This is a genomic window from Methylobacterium sp. 1973 (assembly GCF_040545035.1).
In the GTDB taxonomy this organism is placed as follows: domain Bacteria; phylum Pseudomonadota; class Alphaproteobacteria; order Rhizobiales; family Beijerinckiaceae; genus Methylobacterium; species Methylobacterium fujisawaense.
The window spans coordinates 80014-107006 of record NZ_JBEPLA010000013.1; the positions used below are offsets into that span (position 1 = coordinate 80014).

General features: G+C 71.7%; 23 protein-coding genes and 1 pseudogene. 12 read left to right on the top strand and 12 right to left on the bottom strand.

The features are described from left to right. Positions 1 to 156 precede the first annotated feature (156 nt). Positions 157 to 1140, top strand: coding sequence for a hypothetical protein (locus tag ABIC70_RS22275; RefSeq protein ID WP_043385225.1), 984 nt, complete (start codon positions 157 to 159; stop codon positions 1138 to 1140). Positions 1141 to 1320: 180 nt separating this feature from the next. On the opposite strand, the gene ABIC70_RS22280 is transcribed toward ABIC70_RS22275, so the two are convergent. Next, a complete protein-coding gene (locus tag ABIC70_RS22280; RefSeq protein WP_257787385.1) occupies positions 1321 to 1995 on the bottom strand; it encodes a YqgE/AlgH family protein in 675 nt (224 codons plus the stop codon). Between the two features lie 357 nt (positions 1996 to 2352). On the opposite strand from ABIC70_RS22280, the gene ABIC70_RS22285 reads away from it, so the two are divergent. After that, positions 2353 to 2832: a peroxiredoxin gene (locus ABIC70_RS22285; protein ID WP_043357846.1), complete on the top strand. Its 480-nt coding sequence runs from the start codon at positions 2353 to 2355 to the stop codon at positions 2830 to 2832. Between the two features lie 92 nt (positions 2833 to 2924). Continuing rightward, positions 2925 to 3566, top strand: a complete 642-nt coding sequence (locus ABIC70_RS22290; protein WP_043385228.1) for a DedA family protein — start codon at positions 2925 to 2927, stop codon at positions 3564 to 3566. Between the two features lie 6 nt (positions 3567 to 3572). Here ABIC70_RS22290 and ABIC70_RS22295 read toward each other — a convergent pair whose 3' ends face one another. Both ABIC70_RS22295 and ABIC70_RS22300 read right to left on the bottom strand, forming a co-directional pair. Further along, the gene (locus ABIC70_RS22295) at positions 3573 to 4331 is read right to left on the bottom strand and encodes a restriction endonuclease (protein ID WP_043357842.1); all 759 of its coding nucleotides are present in this window, start codon (positions 4329 to 4331) and stop codon (positions 3573 to 3575) included. Positions 4332 to 4429: 98 nt separating this feature from the next. Next, complete coding sequence (locus ABIC70_RS22300) at positions 4430 to 4843, bottom strand: Ros/MucR family transcriptional regulator (protein WP_043357841.1); 414 nt, start codon at positions 4841 to 4843, stop codon at positions 4430 to 4432. Positions 4844 to 5248: 405 nt separating this feature from the next. On the opposite strand from ABIC70_RS22300, the gene ABIC70_RS22305 reads away from it, so the two are divergent. Next, the gene (locus ABIC70_RS22305) at positions 5249 to 7924 is read left to right on the top strand and encodes a bifunctional acetate--CoA ligase family protein/GNAT family N-acetyltransferase (RefSeq protein ID WP_043385234.1); all 2676 of its coding nucleotides are present in this window, start codon (positions 5249 to 5251) and stop codon (positions 7922 to 7924) included. A gap of 57 nt (positions 7925 to 7981) precedes the next feature. Here ABIC70_RS22305 and ABIC70_RS22310 read toward each other — a convergent pair whose 3' ends face one another. After that, positions 7982 to 8515 carry a Dps family protein gene (locus ABIC70_RS22310; protein WP_043385237.1) on the bottom strand — a complete coding sequence of 178 codons (534 nt, stop codon included), beginning with the start codon at positions 8513 to 8515 and terminating at the stop codon, positions 7982 to 7984. Between the two features lie 136 nt (positions 8516 to 8651). Beyond that, a complete protein-coding gene (locus ABIC70_RS22315; RefSeq protein WP_278306022.1) occupies positions 8652 to 10454 on the bottom strand; it encodes a L,D-transpeptidase family protein in 1803 nt (600 codons plus the stop codon). A 214-nt stretch (positions 10455 to 10668) separates the two neighbouring features. Between ABIC70_RS22315 and ABIC70_RS22320 the strand changes: the two genes are divergently transcribed. Continuing rightward, positions 10669 to 11787 (top strand): acyltransferase family protein, encoded by a 1119-nt coding sequence (locus ABIC70_RS22320; RefSeq protein ID WP_043385243.1) that lies wholly within the window; start codon positions 10669 to 10671, stop codon positions 11785 to 11787. Here the strand turns inward: ABIC70_RS22320 and ABIC70_RS22325 are convergent. Next, the gene (locus tag ABIC70_RS22325; RefSeq protein ID WP_053609122.1) at positions 11774 to 12952 is read right to left on the bottom strand and encodes an endo-1,4-beta-xylanase; all 1179 of its coding nucleotides are present in this window, start codon (positions 12950 to 12952) and stop codon (positions 11774 to 11776) included. The two genes, ABIC70_RS22320 and ABIC70_RS22325, sit on opposite strands and share 14 nt — an antisense overlap. 153 nt (positions 12953 to 13105) lie before the next feature. Between ABIC70_RS22325 and ABIC70_RS22330 the strand changes: the two genes are divergently transcribed. Then, positions 13106 to 13948 carry an SDR family NAD(P)-dependent oxidoreductase gene (locus ABIC70_RS22330; RefSeq protein ID WP_053609123.1) on the top strand — a complete coding sequence of 281 codons (843 nt, stop codon included), beginning with the start codon at positions 13106 to 13108 and terminating at the stop codon, positions 13946 to 13948. 150 nt (positions 13949 to 14098) lie between these two features. Here the strand turns inward: ABIC70_RS22330 and ABIC70_RS22335 are convergent. Then, a pseudogene (locus ABIC70_RS22335) lies at positions 14099 to 14387 on the bottom strand (GIY-YIG nuclease family protein). Positions 14388 to 14606: 219 nt separating this feature from the next. On the opposite strand from ABIC70_RS22335, the gene zwf reads away from it, so the two are divergent. Together zwf and ABIC70_RS22345 are read left to right on the top strand one after the other, a co-directional pair. Further along, positions 14607 to 16079, top strand: a complete 1473-nt coding sequence (gene zwf / locus ABIC70_RS22340) for a glucose-6-phosphate dehydrogenase (protein ID WP_354441180.1) — start codon at positions 14607 to 14609, stop codon at positions 16077 to 16079. Between the two features lie 121 nt (positions 16080 to 16200). Further along, the gene (locus tag ABIC70_RS22345; RefSeq protein WP_043357814.1) at positions 16201 to 16401 is read left to right on the top strand and encodes a hypothetical protein; all 201 of its coding nucleotides are present in this window, start codon (positions 16201 to 16203) and stop codon (positions 16399 to 16401) included. A 99-nt stretch (positions 16402 to 16500) separates the two neighbouring features. Here ABIC70_RS22345 and ABIC70_RS22350 read toward each other — a convergent pair whose 3' ends face one another. Beyond that, positions 16501 to 18015, bottom strand: a complete 1515-nt coding sequence (locus ABIC70_RS22350) for an OpgD/OpgG family glucan biosynthesis protein (protein WP_354441182.1) — start codon at positions 18013 to 18015, stop codon at positions 16501 to 16503. 271 nt (positions 18016 to 18286) lie between these two features. Here ABIC70_RS22350 and mdoH point away from each other — a divergent pair, with 271 nt between their 5' ends. Further along, on the top strand, positions 18287 to 20215 hold the full coding sequence (gene mdoH, locus ABIC70_RS22355; RefSeq protein ID WP_354441184.1) for a glucans biosynthesis glucosyltransferase MdoH: 1929 nt from the start codon (positions 18287 to 18289) through the stop codon (positions 20213 to 20215). A 411-nt stretch (positions 20216 to 20626) separates the two neighbouring features. After that, positions 20627 to 21292, top strand: coding sequence for a L,D-transpeptidase (locus tag ABIC70_RS22360; RefSeq protein ID WP_354441186.1), 666 nt, complete (start codon positions 20627 to 20629; stop codon positions 21290 to 21292). Between the two features lie 52 nt (positions 21293 to 21344). On the opposite strand, the gene ABIC70_RS22365 is transcribed toward ABIC70_RS22360, so the two are convergent. Together ABIC70_RS22365 and ABIC70_RS22370 are read right to left on the bottom strand one after the other, a co-directional pair. Further along, complete coding sequence (locus ABIC70_RS22365; protein WP_342142902.1) at positions 21345 to 21671, bottom strand: cupin domain-containing protein; 327 nt, start codon at positions 21669 to 21671, stop codon at positions 21345 to 21347. Positions 21672 to 21852: 181 nt separating this feature from the next. Then, positions 21853 to 22275 carry a gamma-butyrobetaine hydroxylase family protein gene (locus ABIC70_RS22370; RefSeq protein ID WP_043357798.1) on the bottom strand — a complete coding sequence of 141 codons (423 nt, stop codon included), beginning with the start codon at positions 22273 to 22275 and terminating at the stop codon, positions 21853 to 21855. Positions 22276 to 22356: 81 nt separating this feature from the next. On the opposite strand from ABIC70_RS22370, the gene moaA reads away from it, so the two are divergent. After that, a complete protein-coding gene (gene moaA / locus ABIC70_RS22375) occupies positions 22357 to 23409 on the top strand; it encodes a GTP 3',8-cyclase MoaA (protein WP_043357795.1) in 1053 nt (350 codons plus the stop codon). Between the two features lie 108 nt (positions 23410 to 23517). Here the strand turns inward: moaA and radA are convergent, their stop codons facing one another. Then, entirely contained in the window at positions 23518 to 24954 is a 1437-nt protein-coding gene (gene radA, locus ABIC70_RS22380) for a DNA repair protein RadA (RefSeq protein WP_043385270.1), read from the bottom strand. Between the two features lie 46 nt (positions 24955 to 25000). Then, positions 25001 to 26110 carry an alanine racemase gene (alr, locus tag ABIC70_RS22385; protein WP_274926732.1) on the bottom strand — a complete coding sequence of 370 codons (1110 nt, stop codon included), beginning with the start codon at positions 26108 to 26110 and terminating at the stop codon, positions 25001 to 25003. Positions 26111 to 26373: 263 nt separating this feature from the next. Between alr and ABIC70_RS22390 the strand changes: the two genes are divergently transcribed. Next, positions 26374 to 26982: a CvpA family protein gene (locus ABIC70_RS22390; RefSeq protein ID WP_043357783.1), complete on the top strand. Its 609-nt coding sequence runs from the start codon at positions 26374 to 26376 to the stop codon at positions 26980 to 26982. Positions 26983 to 26993 lie beyond the last annotated feature (11 nt).

A 26993-nucleotide genomic window follows, 5' to 3' on the forward strand; every position in this document is an offset into this window, starting at 1 on the left:
ATTCCGGCAGGATCTCGCCGCAGGGCCGCCCTCTGCCCGGCGGCGTGACTGCATTTTGTTGCTTCGCTGCCACGTCGGCGCCATCGACGCCGTGTTAACGCTTCGACAAGGGGTTGCGCGTGGCCCCGCCACTTCGTGTCCCCGTCGTAGAGTCCGATGCGCCCGATCCGCAGTCTCCTGCTTCCGATCCTGGCGGTCGCCGTCGCGGCGCCCGGGATGCTCGCCGCCCCTCCGGCGCAGGCCCAGAATTTCTTCGAGCGCCTGTTCGGCATCAAGCCGGAGCGGCCGCCGGTGCCGCCCCGCGGCCTCCCAGAGGCGCCGCCGGCTCCCGCCGCGCCGGGCGAGCCGGGCCCGCCCGCGGCCCCTGAGGCGCCCCGGCCCGCCCCTGCGCCGGCCCGCCCGATCGTTCTGAAGACGCCCTCCGAGGACGGCGTGATCGGCCAGGATCTGCAGCTCAACGGCCTGTCCGGAACCCTGAAGCTGGAACGGTCCGGCACCGCCGTCACGGCGCGGATCAAGCTACCGGGGACCAAGATCTCGCAGCCGGCGGAATCGTGCACGGTTCCCCTCGCCGGCGGCAACCCGGTGACGCTCAGCGCCGAGGGCAAGCCCGAGGGCGTGCCGCGCTTCGAGGCGGCCGGGGCCGAGTGCCCGCTGCGCTTCGACGTGACCGAGGGCGGCGTCCTGGTCTCGAGCCTCGGTGCGGGCCCGATCTGTACCTTCTCGGCGGCGGATTGCGCCACGACGCCGGTGGGCCTCTGGGGGCCGGCCGCCGCCACCCTGATCCCGCGGGCCGGCGAGTTCGACACCGCCCGGGGCGTCGCCGACAAGGCCGTTCGGGACAATTACAAGCTGATGACCCAGCGCGCCCGGCGCGAGGACGTGCGGCCGATCGTCAGCGAGCAGGCGGCCTTCTCGTCGGATCGGGAGCAGCTCTGCCGCACCTATGCGCGGGAGGGCACGCACGGGTTCTGCCACCTGCGGGTGACGGAGAACCGCGCCCTGGCCCTGGCGACCCGGCTCGGCGCCAACACGGCGACGCCCACGGCCGCCGTCGCGCCGCGCAGGCCGCGTCCCAAGCCCGCCGTCGAAGGCATGAACCCGGACGCGGCCGGCGGCGGCGACGTGCTTCCGGAATAGGTGGAGGCGCGGCGCGCCGGGTCCGTCGGCCCGGCGCTCTGACGCCCGCGGCATCGCGAGCGCAGGGCAGCGGCCCAGGGCGGAAGGAAGCCGGACAGCCTGGGACCGGACAGCCTGGGCCGGCGGGATTGCCCCGCTCGCAAGCACCGGGGCGCCGCAAATCTCCGAGGTCGATGTCGATCAGGCCCGGCCGGCGGTCATCGACAGCATCGCCGGGTCGATGCCGTTGGCCCGCAGGGCGAGGTCGTACTTGGCGTCGAGGTCGGCGTTGAAGATCAGGGCCGGGTCGGCCGGGCAGTTGAGCCAGCCATTGGCCATGATCTCGCTCTCCAGCTGCCCCGCCTGCCAGCCGGCATAGCCCAACGCGAGCACGGCGCTCGCCGGCCCCTCGCCGCTGGCGATGGCGCGGAGGATCTCCACGGTTGCGGTCAGGCAGATGCCGTCGTCGATGATCAGCGTCGATTGCTGGATGTGAAAATCGTCGCTGTGGAGCACGAAGCCGCGCCGTCCTTCCACCGGACCGCCCATCAGGACCGGCATGTGGCCGACCCGCTCGCGGAGGCGAATCGCATCCGCCTCGGGCGCCACGTCGAGCTGGACCAGAAGGTCCGGCATGCTGATGTCGGTCGCCGCCTTGTTGACGATGATGCCCATCGCCCCGTCGGCGGAATGGGCGCAGACATAGATGACCGAACGGGCGAAGCGCTCGTCGGCCATGCCGGGCATGGCCACGAGGAATTGCCCGTCGAGGAAGTTCGGACCCGACAGCTCCGTCTGAAGCGGCGACGCGGCCTTGCCGGCCAGCGAAGACGCTGCCGACGGGGGATCGGGCCTGCGGTGCGGAGGGTGCGCCATACGTCCATGCTACGCCCCGTCTCCTGGTTGTCCAGCGGGCAATAGGGACGCAGCAAGCCTCCCCCAAGCTTGTGCGCGTCGCAATCCGTGTCCCGCAATGCCGAGGACGGTCCGGGTCGCGGCCGGCGCGGTTGCGGCCGCGGCCCGATGGTCACGGCGGGTGTCGTGCCCTCTCCCGCTCTCGACGTTGGGGAGCAGAGGGCGCGGATCGAGCGGTCTCACAAGATCAAGCGCCTCGGCCCGTGCGTGTGGTTCAAGCCGGACTGGGCCGCATCCTCGACAGGCATCCCCTGCCACGCTAGGTCAGGCGCGCTGCTCACGCGTGCCATCCCAGCGCGCGACAACGAGGGACCCGCGATGATCCAGGTCGGCGACCACCTGCCCCAGGCCACCTTCCGGGTGATCGGCCCCGAGGGCCCGATCGCGCGCACCACCGACGACGTGTTCAAGGGCCGGCGCGTGGTCCTGATCGGCGTGCCGGGCGCGTTCACCCCCAGCTGCCACCGCAACCACCTGCCGGGCTTCGTCACCCACAAGGACGAGATCCTCGGACGCGGCGTCGATGCCATTGCGGTGACGAGCGTCAACGACGTGTTCGTGCTCGACGCGTGGTCGAAGGCGAGCGGCGCGGAAGGGCTGGAATTCCTGGCCGACGGCAACGCCGATTTCGCCAAGGCCATCGGCCTCGAGATGGACGGCACGGGTTTCGGCCTCGGGATGCGCTCGAAGCGCTACTCGATGCTGGTCGAGGACGGCGTCGTCCGGATCCTCAACGTCGAGGAGACGCCCTCGAAGGCGGAGGCCTCGGGCGCCGAGGCCCTGCTGAAGGTCCTCTGACCGCGCCGCGCTCCGCGGATCGGCCCTTTTAAGGCCACGATCCATCCGCTTGTGTCGCCGGGCTTTGCCCGGAGACCGGCCCCGAGGACCGCATGGCCTTCCTGAACGATCTGCCCATCGCCGAGCTGATCGCGAATTACGGATACATCGCGATCTTCGTGATCATCACCCTCGAGAGCGCCGGCGTGCCATGCCCGGGCGAGACGGTGCTGATCTCGGCCGCCGTCTATGCGGGCAGCACCGGCAATTTGAATATCGGCCTTGTCATCGCCGCGGCCGCGGCGGCGGCGATCCTGGGCGACAATGTCGGCTATTGGGCGGGGCGGCGCTGGGGCATGCCGCTGCTCCTGCGCTACGGTCACCTCATCGCCCTCGATCACGGGCGGCTCAAGCTCGGCCAGTATCTGTTCCGCCGGCACGGCGGCAAGATCGTGTTCTTCGGCCGCTTCACCGCGATGCTGCGCGCCTACGCGGCCGTGCTCGCCGGGGTCAACCGTCTGGATGCCCGGCGCTTCTTCGCCTTCAACGCCCTCGGCGGCGTCGTCTGGGCCGGCAGCATGGGGATCGGCTCCTACTATTGCGGGCGCCAGATCGAGCACATCGTCGGCCCGGTCGGCCTGACCCTGCTGGCGCTCGTGGTGTTCGGAGGCCTGGCCCTCTGGCTGTTCGTGCGTCGGCACGAGGCGCGGCTGCTCAGCGAGGCGGAGACCGCCATCCCCGGGCCGCTTGCCTGACGACCGTCACGCCTCCGCGAGGTCGTGCGCGTCGAGGGTGTCCAGCGCCTCGTGATGCATCAGGAGCACGCCGGTCGCCGTGGCGAGCCGGCGCGCGGCCGGGGTGAAGCCGGCATTGGAGACCACGGCGGCCCGGTCCCCGTCCCAGTAGCGCAGCGCCGCGGCCGCTTCCTGCACGGCGGCGTTGCCGACGGGCTTGCTCAGCCGCTTGCATTGCACCACGAGGCGCAGGCCATCCTGCACCGCGACGATGTCGGCGCCCTGGTCGCCGCTCGCCGGCGTCCGGTGCGTCCGCCAGCCCGCCCGGGTCAGGCGCTCGGCGCAGTAGCGCTCGTAGTCCAGCCCGTCCCCCGGCGCCTCGTCCTCCTCCGGGAGGGCGACGGCCGCCGCCTCGGCCTCGATGATCGCCAGCATCCGCGCGTGCTCCACCTCGGCGAGGTCGGCGAAGCGGGGGCCGAGCTGCGGCAGGACGGTCCGGTCGAGAAAGTAGTCCCGCTCGCGCAGCCAACCGTCCTCGATCCAGTTGCCGTAAGGATCGCAGTAGCTCTCCTGACGCCGCCGCAGCGCCAGCGTGTCGGCATGCGCCCGGGCGATCCGCCGCACCCGGGCACGGAAGCGGCGCTTGCGCCCGAGATGCCGGATCAGGACCAGGACGAGGGCCAGGCCCGTCGCGGCCAGGGCCGGCCGGCCGTACCAGAGCCCGAACGGAAGGCCGATCACGGCCGTCCAGAACAGGCGGGCAACGGGATTGGGCTTGCCGGGCATCGGGTCTCTGAGGCGCTGACGGGCCCCTGACCCTCGCAAGCTTGGCTTGCCCGATGCCTAACCCGGATCCGAAAGCTGTGGACGCGCTCGGCGCGCCCTCAGCCCTTCCGCCGCTGGTGGCCGAGGCCCATGCTCTTGGCGAGACTGGAGCGCGCCGCGGCGTAGTTCGGCGCCACCATCGGATAATCGGGCGGAAGGCCCCATTTCGTCCGGTATTCCTCGGGCGTGAGGTTGTAGTGCGTGCGCAGATGGCGCTTGAGCGACTTGAACTTCTTGCCGTCCTCCAGACACACGATGAAGTCGGGCTGGACCGAGCGCCGGACCGGCACGGCCGGCCTCAACTCCTCCGTCGGCGTGATGGCCGGCTCGCCGAGACCGTGCAGCGTCGCGTGGATGGCCGCGATGAGCCCGGGCAGCTCCGGCGCAGGCACCGGATTGTTGCTCACGAAGGCCGACACGATGTCGACGGACAGCGCGAGATAGTCCGGTTGCCCTTCACCCGTGGCGTCCATCCCATAACCTCCTGTCGATCCCGGCTCGCCGCCAACCCGAGGTGCCGGCCGGAATCTGTCTCTGCTCAACCCGATACAGGGTAGTTAAGCAGCAGTTACTATGGTGGTGGGAATTTAATAGCAAGACCAATCTACACACGCCCACAACTGCCGTCTTGGAGTGGATAAAGCGCGCTGGATATTGGACAAAAGGACGTCGCCAACGATGCCGTCGGGGCGATCGTTCGGTGTCCCCATGTCGCGTGCCGCTCGGGCGTTGCAGGCGCGCCGGATCGCGCCATCTGAGGGAGCGGCGGGCGTTCCATGAGCCGTGCCCGATCGGACGAAGCGGGGGACCAGATGCGTGCCGGCACGAACGGCCTGCGGAAGCTCATCCCGTGACGGCGGCGCCGTGAGCCGCCGGTCATGAGCACATACCGGTTCGACAAACTGCTGGCGCCCCGGTCGGTCGCCCTGGTGGGTGCGGTCGCCCGCGTGGGCTCACTGGGGCGCAGCGTGTTCGACAGCCTGCGCGCCGCGGGCTTTCCCGGCGCGATCCTGCCGGTCCAGCCCGATCAGGCGACGGTCGAGGGGCTGCCCTGCGTGCCCAGGGTCGCGGATCTCCCCGTCGCCCCCGATCTCGTTCTGATCGCGGTGCCGCCGCCGCGCGTGCCCGAGGTCGTCGCGCAGGCCGCCGCGATCGGCGCCGGGGCGGCGGTGATCCTCACCGCCCGGCTCGGGTCCGAGCCGGACGATCCCGGCCCGGTCGCCCACCGGATCGCCCGCGCCCACGGCCTGCGCCTGCTCGGTCCCGACAGCGCCGGCCTCGCGGTGCCGGGTGCCAAGCTCAACGCCAGCCTGTTCGCCCATGCCCCCGCGTCCGGCGACCTCGCCCTCGTCTCGCAATCCGGCACGGTCGCGGCCGCCATCGTCGCCTGGGGTGCCCGCCACGGGACCGGCTTCTCGGCGGTTCTGTCGCTCGGCAGCGTCCTCGATATCGGCGTGGCCGATTGCCTCGACCACTTCGCTGCCGATTATCACACCCGCGCGATCCTGCTCTGCCTCGACAGGGTCGCGGATGCCCGCCGCTTCATGTCGGCCGCCCGGGCCGCCGCGCGGGCCAAGCCCGTCGTGGTGCTTCGGGCCGGCCGGCACCGCCCGGACACGCGCGCCGCCGCCACCCATACCGGCGCCCTGGCCCGTCCGGATGCGGTCTACGCGGCGGCGTTCCGGCGGGCGGGCCTGCTGGCCGTGCCGGACCTCGACGCGATGTTCTCCGCTGTGGAGACCCTGGGGCGCCAGCGGCCCTTCCCGGGCCACCGGCTGGCGATCGTGTCGAACGGCCGCGGCATCGGGCTGCTTGCCGCGGATCGGCTGATCGAGCGGGCCGGGACCCTGGCGGCGCCCGCCGAGGCGGACGGCCGCGCGCCGGGCAACCCTCTCGACCTCGGCATCGATGCCGCCGGGCCGGCCTTCTCCGCCGCACTGGCACCCTTGCTGACCGATCGGACGAGCGACGCCGTGCTGGCGATCCATGTGCCCACGATTCGTTCGGAGGCGGGCGCGGTGGCGCGTGCCATCGCCGAGACGGTCGAGACCGCCCGGGCCGGCCAATCCCGCAAGAAGCCCGTCTTCGCGGTCTCGCTGGGCGACGCGGAGGCGGGGCGCGAGACCTTCGCGCAGGCCGGGATCCCGCACTTCACCACCGATTCCGAGGCGATCGAGGGCTTCCTGCACCTCGTGCGCTACCGCGAGGCGCAGGACGATCTGATGCGCACGCCGGACTCGCTGCCGCGGGACTTCTCCCCCGACACGGCGCGGGCCCGCTCGATCGTCGCCGGGGCGCTGCAGCAGGGGGCCGCCTGGCTCGACCCGGTGGCGGTCAACGGCCTCTTGGAGGCCTACGGGATTCCGACCGTGCCGATCACGCTGGCGCCCGACAAGGACGCGGCGGCGGCGGCCGCGTGGCCGATCATCGCGGCGGGCGGAACGGTGGCGCTGAAGGTCGTCTCGCCGGACGTGGTGCACAAATCCGACATCGGCGGCGTCCATCTCGACCTGACCAGCGAGGCCGACGTGGCGGACGCGGCCCGCAGCATCCTGGCCCGCGCGCGCCGGGAGCGGCCGGATGCCCGGGTGACCGGTTTTGCCGTGCAGCCGATGGTCCGCCGCGGCCAGCGCCGCGAGCTGATCGCCGGGCTCGCCGAGGACGCGGTGTTCGGCCCGGTCGTGGTCTTCGGCCGGGGCGGCACCGCCGTGGAGGTGATCGACGACCGCGCCCTCGGCCTGCCGCCGCTGGACTTGACCCTCGCGCGCGACCTCATCGCCCGCACCCGGGTCGCGCGGCGCCTCGAAGCCTACCGCGACGTGCCCGCCGCCGATCTCGGGGCGATCGCGCTGACGCTGGTGAAGCTGTCCCAGCTCGCCGCCGACCTGCCGCAGGTGCGCGAACTCGACATCAACCCGCTTCTGGCCGACGAGACCGGCGTGCTCGCCCTCGACGCGCGGGTCCGGATCGGGCGCGCCGAGCGCGGAGCCGACGGACGCGGCCATCCGCGCTTCGCGATCCGGCCCTACCCGGCCGAATGGGTCCGGACGCTCAACCTCAAGGACCGGACGGTGCGGGTGCGGCCGGTGCGCCCGGAGGACGAGGGCCTGTTCCTGACCTTCTTCAAGGGACTCGACCCGGAGGATCTGCGGCTGCGGTTCTTCGGCCCGGTACGCGAGTTCAGCCACGCCTTCCTGGCGCGTCTGACGCAGCTCGACTACGCCCGCGCCATCGCCTTCGTGGCCACGGAGATCGAACCGGGCGGCGGCGAGCGCATGCTCGGCGCCGTCCGGCTGCATGCCGACGCCAACCATGAGAGCGGCGAGTACGCGATCGCGGTCGGCCGCGATGCCCGGGGGACCGGCCTCGCCTTCGCGTTGATGCGCCTCATGATCGATTGGGCGCAGTCCGAGGGCATCGGGCGGGTCGAGGGTACGGTGCTCGCCGAGAACCGGCCGATGCTGGCGGTGTGCCGCCGCCTCGGGTTCACGCAGGGGCGGGATCCCGACGACCCGGGACTCGTGAAGGTGCACCTCGATCTCGCCGGCAGTTAGCTGCGGCGCGACGAGGCCGGACCCGACATCGGCCGTGCCGATGCCGGGAGGCGCGGCTCAGTGGCCGCTGTCGGTCGCGTTGCGGGTGGTCTCGTAGAGGAACCACGTGCGCTCCTCGGACTGGTCGATCCATTCCTCCAGCTGCGAGGTCGTCGCAACGTCGCCCGCCTCATCGGTCACGCCGTGGAGCGTGCGCATGTTGGCGGTGAGGGCCTTGTTGTCGTCGCGCAGCTCCTTGAGCATGTCGAGGGGCGAGACATACTCGGCATCGTTGTCGGCCACGCGGGTCAGGCTCTTGGCCTGGCCGAGCGAGCGCAGCACCGTGCCGCCGATCTTGCGGGCGCGCTCATTCACGGCGTCGATGATCTCGAAGATCTGAGCGGCCTGCTCATCCAACAGGAGGTGGTAATCGCGGAAGTGGGGTCCGCTCATGTGCCAGTGAAAGTTCTTGGTCTTGATGTAGAGGGCGAACAGGTCCGAACTCAGGATCGTCAGGCCCTCGGCGATCGTCCGCACGTCGTTCGGATCGAGGTCGGTCGGGGTGTTCAGCCGCGCGCTCTCGATGCGGCTGCTCGGCTTGGCCTTGGCCATGGTGGTCTCCAGTCTGATTCCGTGGCTCGGCGCGTCGCCCCGTCTTGCTGAAAACGGGCCGATGCGCGTTCCCTGAGCCAATGACGGGCCTGCCGGGAGGTTCCGGTGGACCGAGAATCGCATGGCTGGGTTGGGCTTAGCGGATAGGTTCGACAGATTCCAAACTATGGCGCTCGGCGGCCGAGCGGCCTACCGCGGGCTTCGCGGGGGTGGGTTTGACTGCGGCGGGCTTGGTCGCAGCGGCCCGCGCCGGGGCCGGCTTCGCGTCGTGGGCGGCGCCGGGCCGGGGCGCGGTCGGCGCGGCACCGGCGGAGGCCGGCTTCGCGGAGGCCGCGTCCGCACCCGGGGGTGCTGCGGGGGGGATCGCGCCGGTAGCGGCCGGTTCCGGAGCCGGCGTGTCGAGGGCGTAGATGTCGTCGCGGAAATGCGCCTTCCCGTCCGGCGTGGCGAAGCCGGTGAGATACACGAAGACGACCGGGACCGGCTTGGCGAGCTTGATGTCGCGGCGCTCGCCGTCGGCGATCCCGGTTTCGATCTCGATCGGGCCCCAGTTGGTGCCCGGCCCGTTGGGCCCGTCCGTGCCCTGGAGCAGCCAGCCGACGAGCTCCTTCACCTGGCCCACCCGGACGCAGCCGTGGCTGTGGAACCGCACGCTGGCGGCGAAGAGCGATTTTGCCGGCGTATCGTGCATGTAGACGGCAAAGCGGTTCGGCATGTCGATCCGCACCTGACCCAGCGAATTGTCGAAGCCGGAATCCTGCCGCAACGTGTAATTGACCGCCTTCTCGCCGGCCCAGTCGATCCGGGTCGGATCGACCTCGCCTGAAGGGCCGAGGATCCGGATGTGGTTCTTGGCGAGATAGCCCGGATTCTTGCGCATCTGCGGGATGATCTCGTTCTTCACCACCGAGGCCGGGACGGTCCAGGTCGGGTTGAAGTTGATGTCGGTGATCCGCGTCTCGACCGGCGGCGTCGCCTTGTCGGGGGAGCCGACCACCGCGACGTAGCGGCGCGCAACGGCGCCGTTCTCCACCGCCTCCACGGCGGCGGACGGGATGTTGACCACGACGTAGCGATCGCCGAACGGGAATTTCGAGCCCATCAGCCGGGCCGCGGAGGCGGCGAGCTGGCGCTGGCGCACCGCAGCGGGCACGTTGAGCGCATTGATGGTGAGCCGGCCAAGTATGCCGCTGTCGGGGAGGCCGTGGCGCGCCTGGAACGCCGCGATCGCCGCCACCAGGGGCGGGTCGAGGCGGTCGTTCGGCGGGGCATCCGCCGGCAGGTCGCCGGTCAGCGTCAGATGGTGGCGCAGGGCGGGGATCGCCGGATTGCGTTCGCCGGGCTTGAGGCGCGCGAGGTCCTCGGGCAGCCGCTCCCAGCCGCCGGCCTCCGCGAAGGCCGCGTAGCGCTCGGCCGCCCGGAGGGTGTCGAGGAACGTCCGGGGGGTCAGCGTCGGGTTCGGGTCGGTGGAGACCTTGGCGTAGACCAGCGGGGCCGGCTCGCGGGATTTCTTGGCCGCCTCCTGAGGCTTGGCCTGCTGGGTTTTGATGTCCGACGACTTGGTGTCTTGAGCCTTGTTGTCCGGGGATTTGGCATCCTGGGCCTTGGCATCCTGCGCCTTCCCCTGCGCCGGGACAGGCTCCGGCGCGGCCTCGGCCGGTTTGGTTTCAGGGCGCTTGGCATCCGCCGCCTTGCCGGCCGTGCCCTTCGCCTCACCCTTCGCCTCCGGCATCCGGGGCTCCTGGCCCTTCGCGGCCTCCCCTGTGGCGGCGGGCGGCACCGCGACCGGCACGGCGAGCGGCGGCACCGGGCTGCCCTGCACCGCGCCGGCGCCCTGCGCCAGGGCCACGGCTGGTGCGCCGAGGAGCGCCAGCAGCGACAGGCCCGCGCCCAGGGCGGCGTGCGGGCGGGCGTGACGGCGGGGCGGGACCGGGACCATACGCAACACTCCCGACGGCGCCCGAGACAGGGCGGTCGGGCAGGATCATGGACGGCCGTGGTTACCAATCTCCTCCGGTGTTGCCGGGGCCTTGAGTCCCCGGATTCACCATCCGGACACTGGTCCAGCCGCTCAGCGTGCCGTGCGGATGTCCGTCCGCACGGAAAGGGCGCTTATGCTGGGCCCCCGACGCGACAGGAGATCGACCTCCGCCATGCCGGATTCCGGGTTTCTGGTCCCGAAGACGATGCCCTACCTGCCTCAGCTCGACGGGGTGCGGGCACTCGCCATCCTGATCGTGTTCGCGGCCCATTGCGGCTACAGCCACGTGGTGCCGGGCGGCTTCGGCGTCACCGTCTTCTTCTTCCTCAGCGGCTACCTGATCACCACGCTCCTGCGGATCGAGCGGGCGCAGACGGGCGCGGTGTCGCTCCCGGCCTTCTACCTCCGGCGCAGCCTGCGCATCCTGCCCCCGATGTACCTGACCCTGCTCGCCTCCGGCGCCCTCTACGGGGCGGGATGGCTGGACTGGATGCACGTCGAACCGGCGGCGATCCTCGGACAGGCGACGTTCCTGACCAACTATCCCGGCCTGTTCGGCACCGAGGCGGTGCTGCCGGTGCCGCTGTGGAGCCTCGCCATCGAGGAGCACTTCTACCTCGTCTTCCCGCTGGCCTTCGTGCTCTGGCTCGGGCGCCTCCGGCCGCGCCGTGCGGCTCTGGCCTGCCTGGGGCTCTGCGCGGTGGTGCTGGCGATCCGGTGCGAGAACGTCTGGCGGCTGCCGGATTACAGCCTGAACTACAGCTGGACCCACACGCGGATCGACGCGATCCTGTTCGGCTGCTGCCTCGGGTTGTGGAACAACCCGGTGGTCCCGGCCGACCGGGCGTGGCGCCCCACGGCCTGGCACGTCGCGGCCAGCCTCGCGGTGATCCTCGGAACCCTGGCGGTCCGCGAGCCCGCCTTCCGGGAGAGCCTGCGCTACACGCTCCAGAGCGCCGCCCTGTTCGTGCCCTTCGCGTACCTGCTGCACGGCGAGGGGCCTATGGTCCGGCTGCTCGCCAGCCGGCCGATGCGCCAGCTCGGGCTGTGGTCCTACAGCTTCTACCTCGCACACATGACCGTGGTGGCGCTGGTGCTGCACGTGAGGCCCGGGCTGCACGGCGTCGGGCTGATGCTGGCGGCCTTCCCGGTGACGCTGCTGTGGTGCTGGGGGATGTACGCGGTCGTCGAGCGCCCCTGCGCGCGCCTTCGCCGCCGGCTCCTCGCGGACCGGCCGCCGGAGCCGAGCCTGGCCGAGGACGGACGCCGGGCCGGCGTCACGCCCGCCTGAGCGTCTCGCGGGCGGTTTTGTGATCCGGCGCGGCCTCGAAGGCCGCCTTCATGGCGTGCCACAGGGGCTTGCGCCGGAACTGCGCGTCGAGGGGGAGGGCCCGCTGCGGCAGGCCGTCGGGCCGCTTGCGGTAGGGATGGTCGTTCAGCCACGTGTCGGGGTCGTAGATGTCCCAGGTCAGGACGTCGAGGCAGGCGGGCTCGTCCAGCACCACGTCGAGGTAGCGCCGGGCGTAATCGGCCACCTTCCGGTCGCGGGTCGCCACGTCGGACGGGAAGGCGCGGTCGTCGATGTCGAGTTCGGTGATCGCGATGCCGAGCCCCATCTGGCCGATCTCCCGGAGGAAGCGCCGCAGCTGGCCCTGGTCGATCGGGATCGTGCTGGTGAGGTGCGATTGAAGCCCGAAGCGCCGGATCGGCACGCCGCGGGACCGCATCGCCTCCAGGCGGCGCAGGACCTTGGTGCGCTTGGCCTCCATCCAGGGCACGCCCTGCTCCACCGCGTCCTCGTTCCAGGTGCCGGCGGCCGCCGGGTCGGTCTCGTGCAGGATCCGGAACGCGAGATCGACGTAGCCGGGGCCGATCGCGGCGAGCCAGGGCGAGTCGCGCAGGCCCCCGCCGCGGTCGGGATCGGCCTCGTTGCCGAAGATCTCGTTGACCACGTCCCAGGCGACGATCTGGCCCCGGTAGTGGCCGGCCACCGTCTCGATCCAGCGCCGCATGAAATCCTCGGCCTGGACGGCGCTCGCCCGGCCGAGCAGCGGGCCGACCCAGGGCGGCAGCGCCGCGTGCCAGACGAGGGTGTGGCCGCGCATGCGCTGGCCGTTTCCCCGCGCGAAGCGCAGGATCGCGTCGCCGCGGGCGAAGTCGGTCTTGCCGGGCGCGGGCAGGACCTCCTCCATCTTCATCTCGGTGCCGCAGACGAGGATGCCGCATTCCCGCGCCACCGCCTGCCGGTAGGCGGGCGTCGAATCGAAGCGGTGGAACGGGACCTCGCAGCCGTAGAGCAGACCCTTGGCGGCCGCCGCGGCCTGGAGGCTGTCGCCCGACCAGGACGGACGGCCGAGGGGACCGAACCCCGCCGGGCCGGCCGCACGCGCCGCATGGGCGAGGCCGAGGGAGGCCGCACCGGCGAGGATCGACCGGCGGCTCGGGGGAGGGGGCATCCGGGTGCTTCGTTCCGAAGGGTGTCCGGTCATCCTAGCAGAAGCCGCCGCCGCGGCGATCCGCGGGTTCTGCCGGGTCGCGGGATCCGGCTCGAACTCGCCTTCCGTCCGGCTCGCCCCATCTGAAGGGCGCCACGCCTCCGAGGATCCGTCATGAGCCAGAACCCCGCGATCAGCCCCGGCCGCAGCGCGGTCGTCACCGGCGCTGCGAGTGGCATCGGGCTCGCCGCCGCGCAGGCCTTCGCGCGGGCCGGCATGAACGTCTGGCTCGCCGACCTGCCGGGGCCGGCCCTGGACGCGGCCCGCGCCGCCGTGGCCGAACTCGCCGCCGTCGAGGTCCGGGCCATACCCACCGACGTGTCGGATCGCGGGGCGGTGGAAGCCCTGGCGGCTGCCGTCGCCAAGGCCGGGCCGCCGGCCCTGGTGATGCTGAATGCCGGCATCGAGGCCGGTGGGAAACTGTTCTCCGACGCCGACACCTGGACGCGGATCCTGGGCACCAATCTCGGCGGCGTGGTCAACGGCATCCACGCCTTCGCGCCCGGCATGATCGCGGGCGGCAAGCCTGGGGCGATCATCGTCACCGGCTCGAAGCAGGGCATCACCACGCCGCCGGGCAACGCGCCCTACAACGTCTCGAAGGCGGGGGTGAAGGCGGTCACCGAGGCGCTCGCCCACGAGCTGCGCAACCGCGAAGGATGCCGGACCACCGCCCACCTGCTGATCCCGGGCTTCGTCTATACGGGCCTCACCAAGGCCCGGGGCGTCGCCGAGAAGCCCGCGGGAGCCTGGACGCCCGACGAGACCGTGGCCTTCATGCTGGAGCGGCTCGCCGCCGGCGACTTCTACATCCTCTGCCCCGACAACGAGACCACCCGGGCGCAGGACGCGAAGCGGATCGCCTGGGCGGCGGGCGACATCATCGAGAACCGGCCCGCCCTGTCGCGCTGGCACCCGGATTTTTCCGAAGGCTTCAAGCGGTACATGGAGGGGTGACCCATACGGCCTCGCGCGGCCCTGGGTCACTTCGCTCCGCTCGTGATGACGGAGGAGCGAGACGGGTCGCGTGACTGCGCGCGGGTTGCCGCGTTCACCGTCCTTGCGAGCGCAGCGAAGCAATCCAGGGAGCCGCGACGCCGGACCTGTTCACGCGAGATCTGGATACAGGTCGTTCCAATCCGGATTCATCGCCTCGATCAGCGCGAGCTTTTTCTTCCGTGAGCCCGCCTTGATCTGCTTCTCGCGCGTGATGGCCTCATTCATCGTGGGATAGCGCTCATACCAGACGAGGCGCTTGCAATCGTAGCGGCTGGTGAAGCCCTGGAGCAGCGCCTCGCAATGCTCGTAGACCCCGCCGGGCGAGGTTGGATGTCACGCCGGTGTAGAGCGTCCCGTTGCGGCGGCTCGCCATGATGTAGACGGCCGGCTCACGCATCGTGCTGCCTTTCGGCGTCGGCGCGCGGCCCTGGGTTGCTTCGCCGTGCTCGCAAAGACGGAGCGTGACGTCATCGGGTTGCCCAAAGCTGTCGCGGCCGCGCCCCGGCCCGGGCAGCGCTGGTCCGCGCCCCGAGTCTGGCGAAGCCCTTGCACACGGGCTAGGTCAGTGCGACGCAGCCGCCGCACGAGACCAGCGCACGACAACCGGGAGCCGCACTTGGCCACGATCATTCCCGTCGCCTCCTTCGACTGCGTCGTGTTCGGCGCGACCGGCGATCTGACCGCGCGAAAGCTTCTGCCGGCCCTGTTCTACCGCTTCCGGGACGGGCAGATCCCGGAGACGAGCCGGATCATCGGTGCCTCGCGCTCGGAATTGTCCCTCGACGCCTTCCGCGAGCATGCCCGCGACGCCCTGAAGCGTTTCGTCCCCGCCGCCGACCTGTCGGAAGACATGCTCCATCGCTTCCTCGACCACGTCGACTACGTCGCGGTCGACGGCGCCGGCGACCGCGGCTGGACGGACCTCGTGGCCAAGCTCGACGAGCGGCCCGACCAGGTCCGGCCCTACTACCTCGCCACCTCGCCCGACCTCTACGGCTCGATCTGCCGCAACCTCGCCGCCCACGGGCTCGTCGGCGAGAAGTCCCGCGTCGTGCTGGAGAAGCCGATCGGCAAGGATCTGAAATCGGCCCGGGCGATCAACGACGCGGTCGGCGAGGTCTTCCCCGAATCGCAGATTTTCCGGATCGACCACTATCTCGGCAAGGAGACGGTCCAGAACCTGCTCTCGCTCCGCTTCGCCAACACGATCTTCGAGCGGCTTTGGACCTCGGACGTGATCGACCACGTCCAGATCACGGTCGCCGAGACGGTGGGGGTCGAGGGCCGGGCCGGCTACTACGACACGTCGGGCGCGATGCGCGACATGCTGCAGAACCACATCCTGCAGCTCCTGTGCCTCACCGCCATGGAGAGCCCGCTCAACCTCGAGGCGAACTCGGTCCGCGACGAGAAATTGAAGGTGCTCCGCGCCCTCAAGCCGATCACCACGCACGATATCCAGAGCGTGACGGTGCGCGGCCAGTACGTGGCGGGCGCCGTCGACGGCAAGCCTGTCGAGGGCTACCTCTCCGAGCTCGGCCACGAGAGCCGGACCGAGACCTTCGTCGCCATGAAGGTCGAGATCCAGTCCGGCCGCTGGGCCGGCGTGCCGTTCTACCTGCGCACCGGCAAGCGCCTGCCCCGGAAGCTCTCGGAGATCGTGGTGCAATTCCGCGCCTCGCCGTTCTCGATCTTCCCCGAGGAGGCGTTCGGCCGCGAGCCGAACCGCCTCGTGATCCGCCTGCAGCCGCAGGAGGGCATGAAGCTCGAGGTGATGACCAAGGATCCGGGCCCCGGCGGCCTGCGCCTGCGTCCCACCGATCTCGACATCTCCTTCGAGGAGACCTTCAAGCAGCGCTATCCCGACGCCTACGAGCGCCTGCTGATGGACGTGGTCCGCGGCAACGCCACCCTGTTCATGCGCCGCGACGAGGTCGAGGCCGCCTGGGCCTGGGCGGACGGCGTGCTCAAGGCCTGGGCCGACCGGCCCGAGGCGCCGCGGCCCTACCCGGCTGGGAGCTGGGGGCCGACCGCCGCCATCGCGCTGATCGAGCGCGACGGCCGGACCTGGCACGAGGAACTGCGGTAACGACGGTCTTCGGCTTACGGCCAAGCTGCCTTGATACGGTCAAGCCAGATGTGAAATCTGTCTGCGCCGTCGGATACCGCCCCGCGAGAGGGCGGATACGGCGCAGCACGAGGGATCATCAATGCTGGACAATCATCACGACGCGGCCGCTCAGGCCGAGCGTCGCCTGGAGCGTTCGGTCGCCGCCGCCCTGCGCGTCATCGCCGCCGCCCATGTCGAGCGGCAGGCCCCGCCGGTCTCCGCCGCCCGTCGCCGCCTGAGCGAGGTCTACGGCGCCACCCGCCTGGCCCGCCGCCTGGAGCAGGAGCGCCGGACCGCCTGAGCGTTCGCGGCCCGAACCGTCGCGCCGCGCCCCGGTCGGAGCGGCGAGACCCGACGTCGCGCTGCCCCGGGTCGCTTCGCGTCGCGCGCGATCACGGGGTTACAGGGCGGCGTCCCAGGTCTCGCTGAGGGGCGTCGTCCCGCGGACCAGCCGGGCGCGCAGCACGACGTCGCCCGCCGGCATCGGTTCCGGCGGGCGCCACTCGACATAGATCCGCCAGCCGCCGGTCTGCGGCACGAAGTTGGCCACCGGCTCGTGCATCGTGCCGGCACTGGCCGAGACCTCGGCGGTGACCGCCTCGTCGGCAGATTTCGGCAGGCCCGGACCCTCGAAATCGATCACGCAGAGCCGCCGCTGCGGGCTCGGCGGGGTGATGGGGCGCAGGCGTTCCGCGGACCCGAATCGCGTCGAGGTCACCCGGGCGAGGGCGGCGTCCGGGATCGCCGGCACGGGCTCCGCCCCCACCGTGGTCAGGCCGTAGGCGAGATGCAGCGGCGCGCCGGGCTGCGCCGGCGCCGCGGGCACGAAGGCCGCCACGATGTTGTCCATGTACTCTTCGCCCGACGGGATCTCGAAGAGCTGCACGGCGCCGTTCGCGAAGGCGCCCCCGGCGGGATCCGGGGCCACCCACAGGCCCGGCCGCGCCTCGTGCCGCGCCTCGACGTCGAGATAGGCCGCGAAGGTCCGCTCCCGCTGCAGCAGCCCGAAGCCGGCGAGCGGCCGGGCCGCGAAGGCGGAGATCTGCGGCTGCTTGCGCCCGTTGACCAGGGGCCGCCAGATCCGGTCGACCCGCGCCGAATCGGCCCCGGCCGCGACGCAGAGGCCGTCGGAATCGTGGACCTGCGGCCGGAAGTCGTCGAACGGCTTGGCCCCCCGCGCCCCGGGCCCGTTCTGCCCGTACAGGAACATGCTGGTGAGGGGGGCCAGCCCGAGCTTCGCGATCGACCGGCGTGGATGGAGCGCCGCGGTGACGGCGATCCGCGCCGGGTCTCCGGGGCTGATGGCGAACCGGAAGGCGCCGGCCACGCTCGGGCTGTCGAGCAGCGAGAGCACCGTCAGGGTGCGGGCTTCCGGCTCCGGTTCGCAGATCCAGTGGGCGACGAAGTCGGGAAATTCCTCGCCCTCCGGCGCGCCCGTGCCGATGGCGAGCCCCCGGGCCGAGAGCCCGTATTCCTGATGGGCCGCGCGCAGGCGGAAATAGGAGGCCCCCAGGAAGACGAGAAACTCCTCCTGGAAGCCCTTCGGTCGCCACGCCGGCATGTCCGGGAAGGCGTAGTGCAGGCGGAAGCCCGCGAAGCCGAGATCCGGCGCGAAGCTCTGGCCGGCGAGCCGCCGGCCAAGATCGAACAGGCGGGTCTCGTAGGGGATCGGGCGCGCCGGCCCGCGCCGCGGCTGGAGGTAGAGCGCCACGCGCTTGCGCTGCAGGAAGCCGCGGTGGAACAGCTGGGCGCTGAAATGGTCGCCGAGGTGCAGGCTCTCGGCCGGACGGAAGGTGATGGCGCGGTAGCCGTCGTAGTCGAGGGCGGCGAGCGCCGGCGGAAGATCCTCGGGCGGGGCGGCATAGGGGGCCGCGGCGAGGCGTGCCGCCTCCGCCGACAGGGTTTCGAAGGTCATCGCGCCCCCCTGCGGCGGAAGCGCCGGCCCGGCCCACGTTCTGGACCCATTCAGATCAGCCGCGCTAGGTAGAACCGTGCCGGCAGCCGCGGCCAGAGCTGTTCGAAGAACGCGGCGTCGGGAGGGGGGATTGATCCGTTCGGCTTCCGGCGGTCTGCGCTGCCGGGTCGGCTCCGTGTCCTCACCCCGCACATCGGTATCCACGGTCATCGGTTCCCGGCCTCCGACGGCCGGGCGGCCGGCAGCCTTCCACGGTCGAGTTCCTCGCGCCATGTCCTCACGCGTCACCTCCTCCGCCGAGCGGTCGCACCGGAACGCGGATCCCGCCATACCCGATCCCTCGGACGCCGCATCCTGTCGCGAGGTCTGGACCGGCGCGCGCCGCGGCGCCCTGCGCGCCCGGCGCCTGGCCCTGGCCGTCCCGAGCCTCGGCACCGCCGGCGGTCTCGTGTGGCTCGCCGCGCTCGCCTATCCGGCGGGCGTCAGCCCGCTTGCCTGGGCGGTGTTGGTTCTGTTCGGCCTCGTGATGGGCTGGCAGGCCTTCGTCGCCTGCCAGTACGTCTACGGGTTCGTCGCTTCCCTCCTGGGCGACCGGGCGAAATCCGCGCTGGAGCGCCGCTCGGAAGCGGCGGGTGCCGGGCCGGCTGGGACCGGACGCACCGCCGCCGTGGTGGCGATCCACGCCGAGGACGCGGTCGCGGTGTTCGCCCGCCTGCGGGTGATGGCCCGCTCGCTGGCCCGTACCGACGCGCAGGGCATCGACATCTTCGTCCTCTCCGACACGCGGGACGGGGCGATCGCCGCCGTGGAGGAGCACGAATTCGCGCGCATCCAGGCCTGGGCGGCGCAGGATCCGGCCCTGCCGCGGATCCGCTACCGGCGCCGGACGGAGAATGTCGGCCGCAAGGCCGGCAACATCGGCGAGTTCTGCCGCAGCTACGGTGCCGAATACGCCTTCATGATCGTGCTGGATGCCGACAGCCTGATGACCGGCGCGGCCATGACCCGGCTCGTCGGGCTGATGCAGGCGAGCCCCCGCACCGGCCTGATCCAGACCGTCTCCTACGCGGCCGGTCGCGACACGCTCTTCGCCCGCATCCAGCAATTCGCCGTCCGCCTCTACGCGCCGCTGGCCTTGCGCTGCCTGGAGACCTGGCAGGGGCCGGAGGGCAGCTACTGGGGCCACAACGCGATCCTGCGGATCGAGGCCTTCGCGGAGAATGCGCAGCTCCCGAAGCTCCCGGGCCGGGAGCCGCTGGGCGGCGAGATCCTGTGCCACGACATCGTCGAGGGCGCGCTGATGGTCCGCGCCGGTTGGGAGGTGCGGCTCCTGCCCGAGATGGGCGGCACCTGGGAGGAGATGCCCACCAACCTCATCGACCTGCTCGGCCGCGAGCGCCGCTGGTGCCAGGGCAATCTCCAGCACCTGCGCGTACTGCCCTGGGCGGGCCTGCACGCGGCGAGCCGCTGGCATCTCCTGGTCGGGATCCTCTCCTACGGGATGCTGCCGCTCTGGATCGCCTTCCTCGGCCTCGCCGCGTGGCAGGCCGCCCGGACCGGCGATCTCGGCCTCCTGGCCTACGGGCTGACCGGGCAGGGCGCGGCCGCCCACGCTCTGGCCGCCCTCAGCCTCGCAATCCTGGCCCTGCCGAAGCTCCTCAGCCTCGTCCATGTCCTGGCATCGCCGGAGCGCCGGGCGGCCTTCGGCGGCACCCGGGCGCTGCTCGCGAGCGCCGCCCTGGAGCAGGCGGCGTGGGTGTTCCTGTGGCCGGTCCTGACCCTGTTCACCGCCGGGGCCGTGGTCTCGACCTTCTTCGGCCGGGTGGTGCGCTGGGAGACGCAGGATCGCGACGATCGGCAACTGTCCTGGGCGGAGGCCTTCCGGCTCCAGGCGGACGCCGTGGTGGTCGGCGGGCTGATGGTCTTCGCGCTGCTCCTCGTCGGGAACGCGTGGCTCGCCCTCTGGATGGCGCCGCTGGCCCTGGCGCTCCTCACGAGCCCGGCCCAGAGCGTCTGGACGAGCCGGGCCGATCTCGGCCGCGCCGCCCGGGCGCGCGGCCTGTTCCTGAACGCCGACGACACCGCGCAGGCGCCGGAACTCGCCGAACTCGCCCAGCTCCGCGGCCTGCCCTCCGCACCGGCTCCGCTCCGGACGGTCCCCCGCGAGCCGGCTATCTGGCTCGCCGCCGACGAGGCCTGATCCGGGCGCCGGTCGCGGGCCGTCGTTCGAGCCGGCCCTCGCCGTCGTCGCGCGCAGCGAAGCGCCCCAGGAGCGTGGGACAGCAGGACCTGCCACGCGCACGAGATTGCTTCTCTCGGCGCGCAACGACGGTGGTGCCGGCGCCATCGACCGGAGGCGGGATGCGAGCAGGCCTTCGCCGGCGGGGCGAAGGCACCGGACGCCGGGACCGTCGGCATTCATCCCGGGGCTACGGCCAAGCTGCCACAGTGTTGCCATCGAGTCACGGGCGGGCGGAACCGCCCGGGCGGGGCGGTTTCAGGCTTGGATTCGAGGCGCGAGCGTTTACCCCTTGGCGAGGATCGGCACGGCATCGTGCCCCGGTATTCGCCGCGTTCCCGCCATAGTCCGCGCCTGCCCCGAGAGGCTTTGATGCGTCGTTTTCTCCCCGCCCTGATCGGGCTTTTCGGCGTGGCCGCCTCCGCCGCGCCGGTTCTGGCCTACGAGATCGACCCGCTGACCCGCCAGCCCCTGAACGACGCACTCACCGTGCGCGTGCGCCCGCAGGCCGTCGAGACGGTTGCGGTGGCGGTGGCAAACGCCTCGCTCAACCCCGCCGACCCGCTGAACGCCGACGCCGCGGTCCCGCAGATGTCGGCGATCCCGCGCGAGACGGTGGCCTATAACGGCCCCTACGGCGCCGGCACGATCGTCGTCTCCACTGCCGAGCGCCGGCTCTACTACGTGCTGGGCGGCGGTCAGGCCCTGCGTTACGGCGTCGGCGTCGGCCGGCCGGGCTTCACCTGGGGTGGCGTGCAGACCATCACGATGAAGCGCGAGTGGCCGGATTGGCGCCCGCCGTCGACCATGCTGAAGCGCCGGCCCGACCTGCCGCGCTACATGAAGGGCGGCCTCGAGAACCCGCTGGGCGCCCGCGCCATGTATCTCGGCGGCTCGATCTACCGGATCCACGGCTCCAATGAGCCGGAGACCATCGGCACCGCCGTCTCGTCGGGCTGCATCCGCATGACCAACGACGACGTGACGGACCTCTACACCCGCGCCAAGGTCGGCACGAAGGTCATCGTCCAGCGCTGAGGCGTTCGGACCTTTGGGAGGGGCCGGCCGTCACAGGTCGGCCCTTTCGCGTTCAGGCGCCCGGCAGGGTCACCAGCGCGTCCGGGCGCTTCACCTCGATCTCCACGAAGGCGATCGGGTGGTCCGAGCCGTTCATCACGTCGTGCCGGATGCCGGCCGGGCGCATGTAGGATTGGCCGGCCGCGAGCGCCGTCTCGCTGACCGCCGTGCCGTCGTGGACGCGCAGGATCCCATCCATCAGCATCACCACGAAGTAGGGCCAGCCGTGCTCGTGCCAGCCGGTCACGGCGCCCGGCGGGAAGTCCCAGCGGGTGATGCGCACGGTGGCGTCGTCCTGCTGGACGGTCGGGACGGCGGGGATGGTGCAGGCGAAGGCCATGGCGGCTCCAAGGGAAGCGGTCGGTCGGTGTGCCGTCATGACGATGCAAGGCTTCGGCCTACCGGGCGGCGCAGTGACCCACGCCGTCCTCGCGAACGCGGCGCGACGCCCCCAGGGTGGCGCGGCTTCAGCCGCCGAGCCGCGCCGGAACCGGTGCGGCGGGAAGCGTCCGCCGCGGCCCTCAATGGCACCCGCACGAACCCGAGCCGCAGCCCCCGCCGGACTTGACCGAAGCCTGCCGCGCCGTGTCGCGGTCGAGGCCGCGCTCGGCGAGTTCGCCGAGATAGGTTGTCCAGCGCGTCTCGTACTCGCGGCCGAGGGTGTGAAGGTAGCCCCAGCCGTAGATGCCGGTGTCGTGCATGTCGTCGAAGCCGAGCTTGACCGCGTAGTTGCCGATCGGCTCCACCGCCAGGATCGCCACGGACCGCTTGCCGCCGATCACCTTGCGCTCCAGCGGCGAGTGGCCCTGCACCTCGGCCGAGGGGCTCGACACGCGCAGGTACTCGGCCGGCAGGGCGAAGCGCGCCCCGTCCTCGAAGGCGACGTTGAGCACCCGCCGATCGGCCGACAGGCGGATCTCGGTCGGCCACAGATCCTCGCTCACGGGTCACACTCCTCACGCAATCTGGGGCTGCGGCGCGGGACCTGCTTGCCCGCGACCGTCCGGGACATCATATGCCGGACGATGCTCGATGACAGCTCCCTGACGCCGCAGACGTCCGCGGTCGGCGTGCCCGCCGGGCCCGCCCCGCTGATCGACCCGTTCCAGCGGGCGATCTCGTATCTGCGCATCTCGGTGACGGATCGCTGCGATCTGCGCTGCGCCTACTGCATGTCCGAGCACATGCAGTTCCTGCCCAAGCGCGATCTGCTGACCCTGGAGGAGCTGGACCGGCTCTGCGGCGTGTTCATCGCCCGGGGCGTCCGCAAGCTCCGGATCACCGGCGGCGAGCCGCTGGTGCGGCGCGACATCATGCACCTGTTCCGCCGCCTCTCGCGCCACCTCGATTCCGGCGCGCTGGAGGAGCTGACGCTGACCACCAACGGCACGCAGCTCACGCGCTACGCGGACGAGCTGGCGAGCCTCGGCGTGCGCCGGATCAACGTCTCGCTGGACACCCTCGACCCCGACAAGTTCCGGGAGATCACCCGCCGGGGCGATCTCGCGGTGGTGCTCGACGGCATCGCGGCGGCGCGGGCCGCCGGGATGAAGGTCAAGATCAACGCGGTGGCGCTGCGCGACGTCAACGCCGACGAGATCCCCGACATGATCGCCTGGGCGCACGGCCTCGGCATGGACATGACGCTGATCGAGGTCATGCCGCTCGGCGAGATCGAGGCGGACCGGACCGACCAGTTCCTCCCCCTGTCGGTGGCCCGGCAGCGCCTGGAGACCCGCTACACCCTCACGCCGCTGCCCGACCGCACCGGCGGCCCGGCGCGTTACGTGCGCGTCGAGGAGACCGGCGGGAAGCTGGGCTTCATCACGCCGCTGACCCATAATTTCTGCGAGAGCTGCAACCGGGTGCGCCTGACCTGCACCGGCCAGCTCTACATGTGCCTCGGTCAGGAGGATTCGGCCGATCTGCGGGCGGTGCTGCGCGCCTCCCAGGACGACGCGGTGCTGGCCGCGGCCGTGGTCGAGGCGATCACCCGCAAGCCCAAGGGCCACGACTTCGTCATCGAGCGCCAGCGCCCGGCCGCCGTGCCGCGGCACATGAGCGTGACGGGCGGCTGACAGACCAGCCCCGGCACCACGCGCGCCCTCTCCCGTGTGGGACAGGGAACCCACGCTCGTCCCTCGAACGGTGTGGAGCCTGCCGGCGCAGGCCGTCGTTCGACGACCTCACATTTCCTCGTCGGCGTAGCGCGCCTGTTGCCGCCCGCGCTGCCCGGAGCCCTTCCGCGGCGCGCCCGCGCTGATCCCCGCCACCAGATCGGCGATGTGGCGCAGCGTCTCCACCGACAGCGCCTTCTCGCCCTCGCCCCGGCCCTGCGGGATCAAGGCCTTGGCGAAGCCGAGCTTCTGGGCCTCCTTGAGCCGGGATCCGGCCTGGGCCACCGGCCGGATCGCCCCCGACAGGCCGATCTCGCCGAAATACACGGTCTCCGGCGGCAGCACCGCCCCCGACAGGGAGGAGACCAGGGCGGCCGCCACCGCCAGATCCGCCGCCGGCTCGGTGATGCGCAGGCCCCCCGCCACGTTCAGGTAGACGTCGTGGCTCCCGAGCCGGATGCCGCCATGGGCCTCCAGCACTGCGAGCACCATCGACAGCCGGTTCGGATCCCAGCCGACCACGGCGCGCCGGGGCATGCCGAGTGACGATGGTGCCACCAGCGCCTGGATCTCCACCAGCAGCGGCCGGGTGCCTTCCATCCCGGCGAAGACCGCGGTGCCGGCCGCCTGATGGTCGCGGCCCGCGAGGAACAGGGCGGACGGGTTCGGCACCTCGCTGAGGCCCGCATCGGTCATCTCGAACACGCCGATCTCGTCGGTGGGCCCGAACCGGTTCTTCACGGCGCGCAGGATGCGGAAATGGTGGCCCTGGTCGCCCTCGAAGGAGGCGACTGCGTCGACCATGTGCTCCACCACCCGGGGGCCGGCGATCTGCCCGTCCTTGGTGACGTGGCCCACGAGAATCACCGCCGTGCCGGTGGTCTTGGCGAAGCGGATCAGCGCCTGGGCCGAGGAGCGCACCTGGGTCACCGTGCCGGGGGCCGATTCCACCGTCTCGGTCCACATGGTCTGGATCGAGTCGATGATCGCCAGGGCCGGCGGCCGGCCCTGGCTCAGGGTCTCGACGATGTCCTCGACATTGGTCTCGGCGGCGAGCTGCACGGGGAGCGCGCTGAGCCCCAGCCGCTCCGCCCGCAGGCGCACCTGTCCCACCGCCTCCTCGCCCGAGATGTAGGCGACCCGCTCGCCCGTCCCCGCCATGGCGGCGGAGGCCTGCATCAGCAGGGTCGACTTGCCGATGCCGGGATCGCCGCCGAGCAGGATCACCGAGCCGCGCACGAAGCCGCCACCGGTGACCCGGTCGAGCTCGCCGATCCCCGAGGGGATGCGCGGCGCCTCCTTGGCCTCGCCGGTCAGCCCCTCCAGCGGGAAGACCCGGCCGCGGTTGCGCGACGGCCTTGTCGCCGCCGGTCCGGACTGCCCGGGAGCCGAAGGCGCCTCCTCGACGATCGTGTTCCAGCCGTTGCAGGCCTCGCAGCGCCCGCGCCAGCGGTTGTAGACCGCCCCGCAGGACTGGCAGACGAAGGTCTGATGGATCTTGGCCATTCGAATCCGGGGCGCCGTCGGTCCGGCGGATCAGCGGGGAGGTGCGTCAGCCTACATAATCTCGAACATAACGAGAACCCAGCCCGGTCAGGATCTCGTAGCCGATCGTGCCGGCAGAGCGCCCGACCGCGTCGATGTCGAGGCCGTCTCCGATCAGCACCGCGGTTGCGCCGCGCGTCGCGGCGGGCGCCGCAGTGACGTCGAGGATGATGAGATCCATCGAGACGAGGCCGAGGATCGGGCAGGGCACGCCGCCGACCAGCGCCTGCCCGCGCCCGCTGATCGCCCGCGGGAACCCGTCGGCGTAGCCGAGGGAGAGCGTCGCGAGCCGGCTCGGCCGGGGCGCGGTCCAGCGGCCGTTATAGCCCGCGGTCGCTCCGACTGCGACGTCGCGTACCTGTGCGATCAGCGCCTCCAGCCGCACCACCGGGCGCATCGGGTTGGCGCCCCCCGGAATCGGGTTGCCGCCGAACAGGGCGTAGCCCGGCCGCAGGAGATCGTGCCGGGCCCCGTCGAGGAAGACGCCCGACGAGTTCGCCAGCGAGGCCCGGAGTTGCGGATACGCCGCCCGGACGCGGGCGAAATCGGCGATCTGCCGGGCGTTGACCGGATCCTCCGGCTTCTCGGCGCTGACGAAGTGGCTGAGGAGCAGGTCGATCCCGGCCGCGGTGATCCGCCCATCGCCCGCGAGATCGAGCGCCTCCGGCACGGGCAGGCCCAGACGGTTCATGCCGGTATCGACGTGGAGTGCCGCCGATAGGCGGCCGGACGAGAGCGCCGCCCAGTCCGACAACTCCGCGATGCTGCCCAGCACCGGGCGCAGCTCGTGCGCCGCGAAGGCTTCCGCGGCGCCCGGTGGCAGACCGTTCAGGATGTAGATCGCCGCCTCGGGCAGGGCGGCACGGGCCGCGACCCCTTCCGACAGATGGGCGACGAAGAAGGTCCGGCAGCCGGCGGCCCACAGGGCCGGCCCGACGCGACCGATGCCGCAGCCGTAGGCGTCGGCCTTCACCACGGCGGCGCAGTCGGCGCCCGCGCCGCGGGCCGCCAGGATCCGCCAGTTGGCCACGATCGCCCCGAGGTCGATCGTGAGCCGGGCGCCGTGGGCGCCGATCTCCGTCACAGGTCCGGCCTCGGCCACGCAGACCGCCTCCATCCATTCGCCACCGGGGCTCCGGAAGCACAGACCGGACCCCAGGCCGGACCCATAGCACCGGTACGGCGCCCGGGTGGAGCCGGGCTCTCGGCGCGGCGGCTCGCGCCCTGGTGAACGGCGCGGCTGATGCAAGGACGGCACAGCGCGCGATCAGGCGGGCTCGCGAGGGTGACGGCCGAGATCCGGCTTGGTATAAATCCACCGCGGTCCGGGGGAGCCGCAGGTCGGACACGGCATCCCCGCGGGTACCAAAAAGTTTAACGATGCCGTTTACCGTCCTGGATCTCGCCGTGCTCGGCATCGTCGCGGTTTCCGCGCTGCTCGCGGCCGTGCGCGGCGTCACCCGCGAGGTGCTGGCGATCGTCGCCTGGGTTGCCGCCGCCGCGGTCGCCTGGACGCTCCATCCGATGCTGCTGCCGACCGTGAAGCAGCACGTGAACAGCGACACCGTCGCGCTGGTCGCCTCGATCGCGGCGATCTTCCTCGGCACCCTGATCATCGTGTCGATCATCACGGTCAAGATTTCCGACGTGGTGCTCGATTCGCGGATCGGCGCCGTCGACCGTTCCCTCGGCTTCCTGTTCGGCGCGGCCCGCGGCTTCCTGATCTGCGTGATCGGCTGGGTGTTCCTGTCCTGGCTGGTCCAGGGCAAGGTGCCGGACTGGGCCGCCCAGGCCCGCACGCGCCCGATGCTGGAGAAGTCCGGCGACGCCCTCGTGGCGCAGCTGCCCGAGAATCCGGAAGGCTTCCTCAAGCAGTTCAAGAAGCCGAAGGTCGCCACGCCGCCCAATGAGGCGGCCGACGCCCCGGCCGAGACCGACGCGGCGCCCCAGCGCCGGACCGAGACCGCGCCGACCCCGACGCGACGCTGATCTGCGGTATT

Coding starts and splice junctions, on each gene's coding strand:
- ABIC70_RS22290 (WP_043385228.1), top strand. CDS start 2,925: ATGGCCTTCCTGAACGATCTGCCCATCGCCGAGCTGATCGCGAATTAC.
- ABIC70_RS22315 (WP_278306022.1), bottom strand. CDS start 10,454: ATGGTCCCGGTCCCGCCCCGCCGTCACGCCCGCCCGCACGCCGCCCTG.
- ABIC70_RS22310 (WP_043385237.1), bottom strand. CDS start 8,515: ATGGCCAAGGCCAAGCCGAGCAGCCGCATCGAGAGCGCGCGGCTGAAC.
- ABIC70_RS22325 (WP_053609122.1), bottom strand. CDS start 12,952: ATGCCCCCTCCCCCGAGCCGCCGGTCGATCCTCGCCGGTGCGGCCTCC.
- radA (WP_043385270.1), bottom strand. CDS start 24,954: ATGGCCAAGATCCATCAGACCTTCGTCTGCCAGTCCTGCGGGGCGGTC.
- ABIC70_RS22330 (WP_053609123.1), top strand. CDS start 13,106: ATGAGCCAGAACCCCGCGATCAGCCCCGGCCGCAGCGCGGTCGTCACC.
- ABIC70_RS22360 (WP_354441186.1), top strand. CDS start 20,627: ATGCGTCGTTTTCTCCCCGCCCTGATCGGGCTTTTCGGCGTGGCCGCC.
- ABIC70_RS22305 (WP_043385234.1), top strand. CDS start 5,249: ATGAGCACATACCGGTTCGACAAACTGCTGGCGCCCCGGTCGGTCGCC.
- ABIC70_RS22275 (WP_043385225.1), top strand. CDS start 157: ATGCGCCCGATCCGCAGTCTCCTGCTTCCGATCCTGGCGGTCGCCGTC.
- ABIC70_RS22365 (WP_342142902.1), bottom strand. CDS start 21,671: ATGGCCTTCGCCTGCACCATCCCCGCCGTCCCGACCGTCCAGCAGGAC.
- mdoH (WP_354441184.1), top strand. CDS start 18,287: ATGTCCTCACGCGTCACCTCCTCCGCCGAGCGGTCGCACCGGAACGCG.
- ABIC70_RS22285 (WP_043357846.1), top strand. CDS start 2,353: ATGATCCAGGTCGGCGACCACCTGCCCCAGGCCACCTTCCGGGTGATC.
- alr (WP_274926732.1), bottom strand. CDS start 26,110: ATGGAGGCGGTCTGCGTGGCCGAGGCCGGACCTGTGACGGAGATCGGC.
- ABIC70_RS22320 (WP_043385243.1), top strand. CDS start 10,669: ATGCCGGATTCCGGGTTTCTGGTCCCGAAGACGATGCCCTACCTGCCT.
- ABIC70_RS22300 (WP_043357841.1), bottom strand. CDS start 4,843: ATGGACGCCACGGGTGAAGGGCAACCGGACTATCTCGCGCTGTCCGTC.
- ABIC70_RS22390 (WP_043357783.1), top strand. CDS start 26,374: ATGCCGTTTACCGTCCTGGATCTCGCCGTGCTCGGCATCGTCGCGGTT.
- ABIC70_RS22295 (WP_043357842.1), bottom strand. CDS start 4,331: ATGCCCGGCAAGCCCAATCCCGTTGCCCGCCTGTTCTGGACGGCCGTG.
- ABIC70_RS22350 (WP_354441182.1), bottom strand. CDS start 18,015: ATGACCTTCGAAACCCTGTCGGCGGAGGCGGCACGCCTCGCCGCGGCC.
- ABIC70_RS22280 (WP_257787385.1), bottom strand. CDS start 1,995: ATGGCGCACCCTCCGCACCGCAGGCCCGATCCCCCGTCGGCAGCGTCT.
- moaA (WP_043357795.1), top strand. CDS start 22,357: ATGCTCGATGACAGCTCCCTGACGCCGCAGACGTCCGCGGTCGGCGTG.
- ABIC70_RS22345 (WP_043357814.1), top strand. CDS start 16,201: ATGCTGGACAATCATCACGACGCGGCCGCTCAGGCCGAGCGTCGCCTG.